This window comes from Micromonospora sp. WMMD987 (assembly GCF_029581435.1).
Lineage (GTDB): Bacteria > Actinomycetota > Actinomycetes > Mycobacteriales > Micromonosporaceae > Micromonospora > Micromonospora rifamycinica.
Window position 1 is genome coordinate 638,405 of the sequence record NZ_CP120861.1, and the last position, 11,436, is coordinate 649,840.

The 11,436-nt window shown below is 71.4% G+C and carries 11 protein-coding genes; all 11 read left to right on the forward strand.

Translation table 11 applies throughout. The features are described 5' to 3' along the window. Positions 1-101: 101 nt before the first annotated feature. The 11 genes from mqnC to nuoF all read left to right on the forward strand — a co-directional run bounded on the left by mqnC (position 102) and on the right by nuoF (position 11,387). A complete protein-coding gene (gene mqnC / locus O7612_RS02890; protein ID WP_282270216.1) occupies positions 102-1,292 on the forward strand; it encodes a cyclic dehypoxanthinyl futalosine synthase in 1,191 nt (396 codons plus the stop codon). 487 nt (positions 1,293-1,779) lie between these two features. Further along, the gene (locus O7612_RS02895; RefSeq protein ID WP_282270219.1) at positions 1,780-3,015 is read left to right on the forward strand and encodes an LPXTG cell wall anchor domain-containing protein; all 1,236 of its coding nucleotides are present in this window, start codon (positions 1,780-1,782) and stop codon (positions 3,013-3,015) included. Between the two features lie 220 nt (positions 3,016-3,235). Then, entirely contained in the window at positions 3,236-3,946 is a 711-nt protein-coding gene (locus O7612_RS02900) for a demethylmenaquinone methyltransferase (protein WP_282270221.1), read from the forward strand. Between the two features lie 67 nt (positions 3,947-4,013). Then, entirely contained in the window at positions 4,014-4,235 is a 222-nt protein-coding gene (locus O7612_RS02905) for a hypothetical protein (protein WP_282270222.1), read from the forward strand. A 134-nt stretch (positions 4,236-4,369) separates the two neighbouring features. Next, positions 4,370-5,644 carry a geranylgeranyl reductase family protein gene (locus O7612_RS02910; protein WP_282270224.1) on the forward strand — a complete coding sequence of 425 codons (1,275 nt, stop codon included), beginning with the start codon at positions 4,370-4,372 and terminating at the stop codon, positions 5,642-5,644. Positions 5,645-5,780: 136 nt separating this feature from the next. After that, positions 5,781-6,146, forward strand: a complete 366-nt coding sequence (locus O7612_RS02915; protein ID WP_067300536.1) for an NADH-quinone oxidoreductase subunit A — start codon at positions 5,781-5,783, stop codon at positions 6,144-6,146. A gap of 14 nt (positions 6,147-6,160) precedes the next feature. Next, complete coding sequence (locus tag O7612_RS02920; protein ID WP_067300532.1) at positions 6,161-6,838, forward strand: NADH-quinone oxidoreductase subunit B; 678 nt, start codon at positions 6,161-6,163, stop codon at positions 6,836-6,838. After that, complete coding sequence (locus O7612_RS02925) at positions 6,835-7,566, forward strand: NADH-quinone oxidoreductase subunit C (protein WP_282270227.1); 732 nt, start codon at positions 6,835-6,837, stop codon at positions 7,564-7,566. Before O7612_RS02920 ends, O7612_RS02925 begins: the two co-directional genes overlap by 4 nt. Beyond that, the gene (locus O7612_RS02930) at positions 7,563-8,888 is read left to right on the forward strand and encodes an NADH-quinone oxidoreductase subunit D (protein WP_282270229.1); all 1,326 of its coding nucleotides are present in this window, start codon (positions 7,563-7,565) and stop codon (positions 8,886-8,888) included. The genes O7612_RS02925 and O7612_RS02930 overlap by 4 nt, the downstream gene beginning before the upstream one ends. Positions 8,889-8,943: 55 nt before the next feature. After that, positions 8,944-10,074, forward strand: coding sequence for an NADH-quinone oxidoreductase subunit NuoE (gene nuoE, locus O7612_RS02935; RefSeq protein ID WP_282270231.1), 1,131 nt, complete (start codon positions 8,944-8,946; stop codon positions 10,072-10,074). Continuing rightward, on the forward strand, positions 10,071-11,387 hold the full coding sequence (gene nuoF, locus O7612_RS02940) for an NADH-quinone oxidoreductase subunit NuoF (RefSeq protein WP_282270233.1): 1,317 nt from the start codon (positions 10,071-10,073) through the stop codon (positions 11,385-11,387). The genes nuoE and nuoF overlap by 4 nt, the downstream gene beginning before the upstream one ends. Positions 11,388-11,436: the final 49 nt, after the last annotated feature.

The window sequence follows — 11,436 nt, forward strand, 5'->3', positions numbered from 1 at the left end:
ACATCCGGGCCGGACCGGTGATGCGTGTCGGTGGTGCGGGGCACGTCACGGGTCGACGCACCACCGAAGGCCAGGGCGGAAGGTCGGCGTACGCTCGGGATGTGACGGCGAACCGGGAGATCGACGACATCCTGCAGCGTGGCGCGGACGGCGGGCGGATCACGCCCGAGGAGGCGCTGCTGCTCTACACCGAGGCGCCCTTCCACGCGTTGGGCGAGGCGGCGGACACGGTGCGTCGGCGGCGCTACCCGGACAACGTCGTCACCTACCTGATCGACCGCAACATCAACTACACCAACGTCTGCGTGACGGCGTGCAAGTTCTGCGCCTTCTACCGGGCACCCAGGCACGCCGAGGGGTGGACCCACCCGACCGAGGAGATCCTGCGTCGCTGCGGCGAGGCGGTCGAGCTGGGGGCCACCCAGGTCATGCTCCAGGGCGGCCACCACCCGGACTACGGGGTGGAGTACTACGAGGAGCTGTTCTCCTCGGTCAAGAAGGCGTACCCGCAGCTCGCCATCCACTCCATCGGGCCGAGCGAGATCCTGCACATGGCGAAGGTGTCCGGCGTCAGCCTGGACGAGGCCATCGCTCGGATCAAGGCGGCCGGGCTGGACTCGATCGCCGGGGCCGGGGCCGAGATGCTGCCGGACCGGCCGCGCCGGGCGATCGCCCCGCTCAAGGAGTCCGGCGCCCGCTGGCTGGAGGTCATGGAGCTGGCCCACCGGCAGGGCCTGGAGTCCACCGCGACGATGATGATGGGCACCGGCGAGACCAACGCCGAGCGGATCGAGCACCTGCGGATGATCCGCGACGTGCAGGACCGTACCCGGGGGTTCCGGGCGTTCATCCCGTGGACGTACCAGCCGGAGAACAACCACCTGAAGGGCCGCACCCAGGCCACCACGCTGGAGTACCTGCGCCTGGTGGCGGTGGCCCGGCTGTTCTTCGAGACCGTGCCGCACCTACAGGCGTCCTGGCTGACCACCGGCAAGGACGTCGGCCAGCTCTCCCTGCACATGGGGGTGGACGACCTCGGCTCGATCATGCTGGAGGAGAACGTCATCTCCTCGGCCGGCGCGCGGCACCGGTCCAACCTGCACGAGCTGATCGGCATGATCCGCTCGGCCGACCGGATCCCGGCCCAGCGGGACACCCTCTACCGCCGGCTCGCGGTGCACCACACCCCGGCCGACGACCCGACCGACGACCGGGTGGTCTCGCACTTCTCCTCGATCGCCATGCCCGGTGGCGGGGCCGGCCGCTCCCTGCCGCTCGTCGAGGCCCGCTGACCCCGCGTTTTCGTCACGGAGGGTAACCGGCTGGGTCGATGCGGTGACTGGCTGAACGGGTCCGACCGTCGGCCCGGGGGATATTCGTGGTCGCCGTTCGGGCGAGGTGCCGGGGGATCAGCCACCACAAGACCCGGCAATTGGGGCGGGCTGCGGCGCGCTGGACGCCGACCCGCCCCGTGCCGCTGCGGCGCGGGGGTTGGCGCGGCGCGACACCGCCCGCTAACGTGCGCCCGACGTACCTTCGTTTCCCCGTCGGGAGACCCGTACGAGCGTCGTACGTCCTCCATCGGCCCGGGAGGGCCGTTCATATAAAACGGGGGCGGGACGGGTGACCGTCCCGCCCCCGCTCCTCCTCCGTTCGGACCCCTCTGGAACGAAATCGCACGTCACGGGTGGCGCACCGGTGTCGATCTCGGATAACGTCCGCTCGGTTCGCCACACCGGTCACACCTTTCCCAGCAGTCCCTAGCCCCCCGGGGGATCGATGACTCTGTTCCACCGCTCGGCCCTGGCCCGCCTCGGCGCCGTGGCCCTGCTCGCCGTCGGTGGCCTGGCCACCGTCGCCGCCCCGGCCAACGCCGCCGACCAGGCGCAGCTCGACCTCGTCCCGCTCAGCTACCAGCTGGCCCTGGGCGTCAAGGAGGCCAAGGCCAAGCCGTTCAAGTTCTCCGTGCAGAACGTCCGCGGCACGGTCGACGCCAAGGACGTGAAGGTCACCGTCGAGACCGCGGGCCTCAAGCCGAACAAGGTCGGGGTACTCGTGCCGGACGGCTGTGCCGTCTCCGGCACCGCGTTCACCTGCTCGCTGTCCGACCTGGGCGGCACCACCGACAACATCGCCGGCGGCACCACCGAGGAGTTCGGCATCCCGCTGTTCGGCACCGACACCCGCGGCAAGGGTGGCGTCCTGAAGGTGACCGTGAGTGGGTCCAACACCACCTCGGACTCGGTCGACCACGACATCATGGTGGTCAAGCCCGGCTACGACCTGACCACCTGGGTGCAGGACGTCTACGCCGACGTGGTGGTCGACGGCGACGAGGCCGGCGAGAGCGGCCTGACCGGCGTCAAGCCCGGCGGGACCGCCCCGCTGGACTGGGCGGTCTACAACGGCGGCAGCCGCCGCGCGACCGGCGTCTTCTACGGGATCGCCCTGCCGGACGGTGCCAGCTTCGTCGACCTGCCGGAGAGCTGCGTCACGCAGGACCTGGGTGGTGTGGTGGCGTACTGCGAGGACGCCGGCGCGGTGCTGCGGCCGGGCGAGTTCTACACCGCCGACGTACGGGTGAAGGTCGGCGCGGGCGTCACCGAGAAGGTGCTCACCCCGGGCGTCCTGTTCGCCGCCGGGCTGACCGAGGCCGAGGGTACGCCGGAGGAGGAGCCGCAGGTCGCCAGCAAGGCGCAGCGCAAGGTCTTCACCGAGACCGACGACGGCGACAACACGTCCCTGTTCGACGTGTTCATCGACCTGAGCACCGGCCCGAGCCCGAGCCCCAGCCCGACCGGTGAGCCGAGCCCGAGCCCGAGCACCAGCGTCAGCCCGACGACCGGTGGCGGCACGGGTGGCGGCGACGGCGGTCTGCCGGTGACCGGCGCGCAGGCCACCCTGATCGGTGGCGTCGGTGCCGCCGTGCTGCTCGCGGGCGGGGCGCTGCTGATGCTCGCCCGTCGGCGTCGGCTCGTGCTGGTGGCCCCGGGCGACGAGAAGCCGCAGGGCTGAACGACGACGGGTCGGCGCACGGCTGAGCGGTAGGACACCGGGCGGGCGGGGTGGTCATCCACCCCGCCCGCCGCCTGTCCGGGTCACCCGCCCGGACCGGGACGGCCGGACCGGGGCGCTCGACGTGACGGGCGGGCCGGGGTGTGCGGCACGGCGGACGGGCCGTGCCGGAGGACGACCCCGCGCCGGGTGGGTGGGCGGTGGCTGGCAGAGTGGAGGGGTGAGCCGTACCCCGCAGGGCCAGCGCGCCGGCCTGGACAAGTCCCCACCCGAGGTCGCCGCGATGTTCGACGGGGTGGCGGCCCGTTACGACCTGACGAACACCGTGCTCTCCTTCGGGCAGGACCGGTCCTGGCGGCGGTCCACCCGGGCGGCGCTCGGGCTGCTCCCGGGTGAGCGGGTGCTGGACGTGGGTGCCGGCACCGGGGTGTCGACGCAGGAGCTGGCCCGCTCCGGGGCGTACGCGGTCGGGGTGGATCTGTCGCAGGGCATGCTGCACGCCGGCAAGCGGGTCCGGCCGGAGGTGCCGCTGCTGGCCGGGGACGCGCTGCGGCTGCCCTTCGCCGACGCCTCCTTCGACGCGGTGACGATCTCCTTCGCCCTGCGCAACGTCAACGACACCGACGCGGCGCTGCGGGAGCTGGCCCGGGTGACCCGGCCGGGCGGCCGGCTGGTGGTCTGCGAGTTCAGCACCCCGGTGCAGCCGGCCTTCCGTACCGTCTACCTGTCGTACCTGATGCGGTCGTTGCCGGTCGTGGCCCGGGCGGTGTCCAGCAACCCCGACGCGTACGTCTACCTCGCCGAGTCGATCCGGGTCTGGCCGGACCAGGCGGCGCTGGCGGCCCGCGTCGACGCGGCCGGGTGGGGACGGGTGGCGTGGCGCAACCTGACCGGCGGGGTGGTGGCCCTGCACCGGGCCGTCCGGCGGTGACCCTGCGTGCATAGCGATTTCCGCTTTATGTACGCTTTCGGGGCTTTCTGTCGGTAAAGTCGGCTGCATGACGGGAGCAGTGCCGACCGACCAACCGGCCCCCACCGACGGGGATGCCGCCGAGCTGGCTGCCCAGCTCAGAGAGCTGGCCGGCGTCGACCCGGCAGAGATCCGGCAGGTGGTGGCCGAGGTGCTGGGCGCACTCGACCGGGCGGCCGGTGGAGCGTTGCGTGACCAGCTCCCGGCCGCGATCCGGGCCGACGCGGGGCTCGACACCGCCCGCGGCTGAGCCCCGGACCGACTCCGACCCGCATGTTTCCGGGAAGTTAGGTATGCCTCACCCGGCAGCGGACCGACCACGGTCATAGACTCCAACCCGATCGGCTTGTGAAGCATTTCACGAGCGTGCGGGAGGAGGCGCAGATGACTTCGGTGGAGAACGACGCCGACGTGATCGTCGTGGGCGCCGGTCCCGGTGGATCGGCGACGGCGTACCACCTGGCGCGGCACGGCGTACGCGTGCTGCTGTTGGAGAAGACCGAGTTCCCCCGCGAGAAGGTGTGCGGGGACGGGCTCACCCCCCGGGCGACCCGGCAGCTCATCCGGATGGGCGTGGACACCTCGCCCGAGGCCGGCTGGCTGCACAACAAGGGCCTGCGGGTGATCGGCGGCGGGGTACGCCTCGAACTGGACTGGCCCGACCTGGCCAGCTTCCCCAACTACGGTCTGGTCCGGACCCGGCTGGACTTCGACGACCTGCTCGCCAGGCGGGCGGTCTCGGCCGGCGCGGAGCTGCGTACCGGCGTCAACGTCATCGGCCCGGTGCTCGACGCGGACGACCGGGTGACCGGGGTGACCGCCGAGGTCGGCCCCGGCCGGGAGCCCGCCACCTTCCACGCCCCGCTGGTGGTCGCCGCCGACGGCGTCTCCGGCCGGTTCCCGCTCGCCCTCGGCCTGGCCAAGCGGGAGGACCGGCCGATCGGGGTGGCCGTGCGCCGCTACTACCGTTCGCCGGCCAAGCACGACGACGACTACCTGGAGTCCTGGCTGGAGCTGCGCAGCAAGGACAGCGACGCGCTGCTGCCCGGCTACGGCTGGATCTTCGGTCTCGGCGACGGTCGGGTCAACGTCGGCCTGGGCGTGCTCAACTCCTCCTCCGCGTTCGGCAAGACGAACTACCGGCGGCTGCTCACCGACTGGCTGGCCAACACCCCGGCGGACTGGGGGATGACCGACGAGGCGAACGCCGACGGCCCGATCCTCGGCGCGGCGCTGCCGATGGGCTTCAACCGGGTGCCGCACTACACCCGCGGGGTGCTGCTGGTCGGCGACTCCGGCGGCATGGTCAACCCGTTCAACGGCGAGGGCATCGCGTACGCGATGGAGTCCGGTGAGCTGGCCGCCGAGGTCATCGTGCAGGCGCTGGCCCGACCGGCCGGAGCGGAGCGGGAGCGGGCGCTGACCGCGTACCCGCAGGAGCTGAAGGCCCGGTTCGGCGGCTACTACCGGCTCGGCGGGATCTTCGTCAAGCTGATCGGCCGGCCCGAGGTGATGAGGATGGCCACCCGGCACGGCATGCCGCACCCGATGCTGATGCGCTTCGTGCTCAAGCTGCTGGCCAACCTGACCGACCCCCGTGGCGGGGACGCGATGGACCGGGTCATCAACGCGATGGCGAAGGCGGCCCCGGCCGTGTGAGGCGTGACCGGGCCAGGGCCAACGACGGCCCCGGCACGGGCAGGGATCGACCCCCGCTGACGGCAGTCACGAGGGACGTGAATAGTGTGAATTTTGTCAAGCACCTGGGGCAGGGGAAGGACGAGCAGGAGAAAAGATGTCGCTCTCGCCTTACGCACCGATCATCGGGCTGTTCGCCCTCGCCGCGGCGTTCTCGCTGTTCTCCGTGGCCGCCGCCCGCTTCGCCGGTCCCCGGCGCTACAACAAGGCCAAGCTCGAGGCGTACGAGTGTGGGATCGAGCCCAGCCCCCAGCCGGTGGGCGGCGGACGGTTCCCGATCAAGTTCTACCTGACGGCGATGCTCTTCATCGTCTTCGACATCGAGATCATCTTCCTCTACCCCTGGGCGGTCTCCTTCGACGCCCTGCCGATCTTCGGCTTCGTGGAGATGGTCCTGTTCATCGTCGCGGTCTTCGTCGCGTACGCCTATGTGTGGCGGCGCGGCGGCCTGGACTGGGACTGAGGGAGGAACGTCAGATGGGCATCGAGGAGAAACTCCCCGCCGGCGTCCTGCTCACCTCCGTGGAGAAGCTGGTCAACTGGTCGCGGAAGTCGTCCGTCTGGGGCGCCACCTTCGGCCTGGCCTGCTGCGCCATCGAGATGATGGCGGCCGGTGGCCCGCACTACGACATGGGCCGCTGGGGCATGGAGGTCTTCCGGGCCTCGCCGCGCCAGGCCGACCTGATGATCGTGGCCGGCCGGGTGAGCCAGAAGATGGCCCCGGTCCTGCGCCAGATCTACGACCAGATGGCCGAGCCCCGCTGGGTGCTCTCCATGGGCGTCTGCGCCAGCAGCGGCGGCATGTTCAACAACTACGCGATCGTCCAGGGCGTCGACCACGTCGTCCCGGTCGACATGTACCTGCCGGGCTGCCCGCCCCGCCCCGAGATGCTCATCGACGCGATCCTCAAGCTCCGCGAGAAGATCATGTACGAGCCGCTCGGCCCCAACGGCCGCAAGATGCAGGCGGCCCGCCTGGAGCGCGGTGACGTCCCCGTGGTGCCGTACGGCTCGATGCCGTCGTCGTACCGCAACGACAAGGCCCGTCGTGCCGAGTGGACGAAGGCGGTCCGCGAAGGGCGCGAGGAGCAGCTGCGGATCGAGAACTGGATGAACGCCCAGAACCACCTCCAGACCCAGGCTGGCCCCAAATGAGCAACGACAGGAAGAACGACGGCGGGGTGCCGGTGCCGGTCACCCCGGCCGGTGCGACCAGCGGCGCTCCCGCCGAGCTGCCGCCGTCCAGCCCCGCCGGGCGCGGCATGTTCGGCATGCAGGGCAGCGGCGACGTCTCCGGCTACGGCGGCCTGGTCCGCCACCGCACCCCGATCGAGGAGGCCCCCCGGCCCTACGGGGGCTACTTCGACGAGGTGCGCGACGCGCTGGAGGAGGCGTACCCGCACTTCGGCGACGCGATCGAGAAGGTCGTCGTCGACCGGGGCGAGCTGACCCTGCACGTCCGCCCGGAGCGGATCGCCGAGGTCTGCCAGGTGATGCGGGACGACCTGGCGCTGCGCTTCGAGCTGTGCTCCTCGGTGTCCGGGGTGGACTACCTCGGTGCCGACGAGCGCCGGCTGCACGTCGTCTACCTGCTCACCTCGATGACCTACCGGCGTCGGGTCCGGCTGGAGGCCGCGGTCCCGGCCGACGACCCGCACCTGCCCAGCGTCACCGCCGTCTACCCGACGGCCGACTGGCAGGAGCGCGAGGCGTACGACATGTTCGGTGTCGTCTTCGACGGCCACCCCAACCTGACCCGGATCCTGATGCCGGACGACTGGGAGGGCCACCCGCAGCGCAAGGACTACCCGCTCGGCGGCGTCCCCGTCGAGTACAAGGGCGCGGAGATCCCGCCGCCGGACCGCCGGAGGTCGTACCAGTGACCACGTCCAACTACGCGACCGAGCGGGAGACCACCGAGGGCCGGGTCTTCACCGTCACCGGTGGGGACTGGGACCAGGTCGTCTCCGGCACCGACCCGATCAACGACGAGCGGATCGTCGTGAACATGGGTCCGCAGCACCCGTCGACGCACGGCGTGCTGCGGCTGATCCTGGAGCTGGAGGGCGAGACGGTCCGCGAGGCCCGGTCGGTCGTCGGCTACCTGCACACCGGCATCGAGAAGAACCTCGAGTACCGCAACTGGGTGCAGGGTTCGACGTTCGTCACCCGGATGGACTACCTCGCCCCGATCTTCAACGAGACGGCGTACAGCCTCGCGGTGGAGAAGCTGCTCGGCATCACCGACGACATCACCGAGCGGGCCACCACGATCCGCGTGCTGATGATGGAGCTGAACCGGATCTCGTCGCACCTGGTCTGGCTGGCCACCACCGGCATGGAGCTGGGCGCGATCTCGATCATGCTGTACGGCTTCCGCGAGCGGGAGTACATCCTCGACATCTTCGAGACCATCACCGGCCTGCGGATGAACCACGCGTACGTCCGCCCGGGCGGGGTGGCCCAGGACGTCCCGGACGCCGCGATCGTCAAGATCCGCGAGTTCCTCACGATGATGCCGAAGAAGCTCAAGGAGTACGAGGACCTCCTCTCCGGCCAGCCGATCTGGACCGAGCGCACCCAGGGCGTCGCGGTGCTCGACGTGACCGCCTGTGTCGCGCTCGGCGTCACCGGCCCGGTGCTGCGCTCCGCCGGCCTCGCCTGGGACCTGCGCAAGACCATGCCCTACTGCGGCTACGAGACCTACGAGTTCGACGTGCCGACCCACCCGGACGGCGACGTCTGGGGCCGCTACCTGGTCCGGCTGGCCGAGATCCGGGAGTCGCTCAAGCTGGTCGAGCAGGCGTTGGACCGGTTGCGGCCGGGCCCGGTGATGGTGGCCGACCGCAAGATCGCCTGGCCGGCGCAGCTCGCCATCGGCGTGGACGGCATGGGCAACTCGCTGGAGCACGTCGCCAAGATCATGGGTCAGTCGATGGAGTCGCTGATCCACCACTTCAAGCTGGTCACCGAGGGCTTCCGGGTTCCGCCGGGCCAGGTGTACGTCGGCATCGAAGCACCCCGGGGCGAGCTGGGCGTGCACGCGGTCTCCGACGGCGGCACCCGGCCGTACCGGGTGCACTACCGGGAGCCGAGCTTCGTCAACCTCCAGGCCCTTCCGGCGATGGCCGAGGGCGGCCTGATCGCCGACGTGATCGCCGGCGGCGCCTCGCTGGACCCCGTGATGGGTGGTTGTGACCGATGAGCGCGAGGAGTGCAGCGAAGCGGAGCCCCGCAGTCGCGAACGGGAGGCGACTCTGATGACGACGTTTACTGAAGAGACCCGGCTGCGGGCGCGGGAGATCATCGCCCGGTACCCGGCCGACCGGTCCCGCTCGGCGCTGCTGCCGCTGCTGCACCTGGTGCAGGCCGAGGAAGGCTACGTCTCCCCGGCCGGGGTGACGTTCTGCGCCGAGGTGCTGGGGCTGAACAAGGCCCAGGTCGGCGCGGTGGCGACCTTCTACACCATGTACAAGCGCCGGCCCACCGGTGACTACCTGGTCAGCGTCTGCACCAACACGATGTGCAACGTGCTCGGCGGCCAGGAGGTCTACGACACCCTGGTCGAGCACCTGGGGGTCGGGCACGACGAGACCACCGCCGACGGGAAGATCACCCTGGAGCACGCCGAGTGCCTGGCGGCGTGCGACTACGGCCCGGTGATGACCGTCAACTACGACTTCTTCGACGGCGTGGACCCGCAGGGCGCGGTCGGCGTGGTCGACGAGCTGCGCGCCGGGGGCCGGCCGATGCCGACCCGGGGTGCCCGGCTCTGCACGCTCAAGGAGATGGCCGTCCAGCTCGCCGGGTTCGCCGACGAGCGCGAGGGCGCGGTCGCCGACGGCGGGCCGGGTGCGGCCACCCTGCGCGGCCTGCGCCTGGCCGAGCAGCACGGCATCACCGCGCCGGGCTACGACCCGAAGACCCCGATCCGCAGCAAGGCCGAGGCCGACCGGGCCGCCGCCGAGGCGAAGGCGAAGACCGAGGCCGGCAAGGCCCCCGCGCCGGCCGCCCCCGCGCCGGCCGCCCCCGCGCCGGCCGCCCCGGCGGCGAAGCCGGAGCAGGTCACCGGCAGCACCGCGCCGGACGTCAAGGCCCCCGACGACAAGTCGCCGCAGGTACGTACCGCCGAGACCCGGCAGCCCGACGCGGCGACCGCCGTGCCGGACGCCCCCGGCACCAAGGTCCCCACGGACGGCGCACCGCCGGCGTCGCGCGACGCGCAGGCGGCGCAGGCGGCCGGGGTGGCCGCGAACGCACCCGCGGGTGACGGCAAGCCCGCCGGCGACGAGGCCGGAGCGCAGCAGCGCAACCTCAAGGAAGCCGAGGCGGAAACGGGCGCTGCCGGCGCGGGCTCCGCCGCCGCGAGCGAGACGGGGGTCCAGAAGTGACCGCTCCCCGGCCGGAGACCCTGGCCAAGCTGACCCCGGTGCTGACCCGGCGCTGGATCTCCCCGGACGCCTGGCGGATCGGCACCTACGAGAAGCTCGACGGCTACGCCGCGCTGCGCAAGGCCCTGAAGGCCCACCCGGACGACCTGATCCAGCTGATCAAGGACTCCGGGCTGCGCGGCCGGGGTGGCGCGGGCTTCCCCACCGGTCTGAAGTGGGGCTTCATCCCCCAGAACGACGGCAAGCCGCACTACCTGGTGGTCAACGCCGACGAGGGCGAGCCGGGCACCTGCAAGGACCTGCCGCTGATGACCCACGACCCGCACTCGCTGGTCGAGGGGGTCATCATCGCCTCGTACGCGATCCGGGCCAGCCGGGCCTACATCTACATCCGGGGCGAGGCGGTGCACGCCGCCCGCCGGCTGCGTAACGCGGTGGCCGAGGCGCAGGCCAAGGGCTACCTCGGGCGCAACATCCTGGGCACCGGGTTCGACCTGGAGCTGGTGGTGCACTCGGGCGCCGGGGCGTACATCTGCGGCGAGGAGACGGCGCTGCTGGACTCGCTGGAGGGGTTCCGGGGCCAGCCCCGGCTCCGGCCGCCGTTCCCGGCCACCCACGGCCTGTACGCCAGCCCGACGGTGGTCAACAACGTCGGCACCATCGCCAGCGTGCCGTACATCGTGCTGGGCGGCGCGGACTGGTGGAAGTCCATGGGCACCGAGAAGTCCTCCGGGCCGATGATCTACTCGCTCTCCGGCCGGATCGCCAACCCGGGCCAGTTCGAGTGCGGCCTGGGCGTCACCCTGCGCGAGCTGATCGAGCTGGCCGGCGGCATGCAGCCCGGTCACCAGCTCCGGTTCTGGACGCCGGGGGGATCGTCGACCCCGCTGCTCACCGCCGAGCACCTGGACGTGCCGCTGGACTTCGAGGGGGTGGCGGCGGCCGGCTCGATCCTGGGCACCACGGCCACCCAGATCTTCTCCGACCAGGACTGCCCGGTCTACGCGACCTACCGGTGGCTGGAGTTCTACCACCACGAGTCGTGCGGCAAGTGCACCCCGTGCCGGGAGGGCAACTACTGGATGGTCCGGGTCTACCGGCGCATCCTGGCCGGCCAGGGCACCCACGAGGACCTGGACACCCTGCTCGACACCTGCGACAACATCCTCGGCCGCTCGTTCTGCGGTCTGGGTGACGGCGCGACCAGCTCGGTGACCTCGTCGTTGCAGTACTTCAAGCAGGACTACCTCGACTACATCGAGGGGCGTACCGCGCCGAAGCTGTCGGACAAGCAGCTGGTGGGGGCGCACTGATGAGCGCGAGGAACGAGCTTGCGAGTCCCGCAGTCGCGAATGGAAGGCG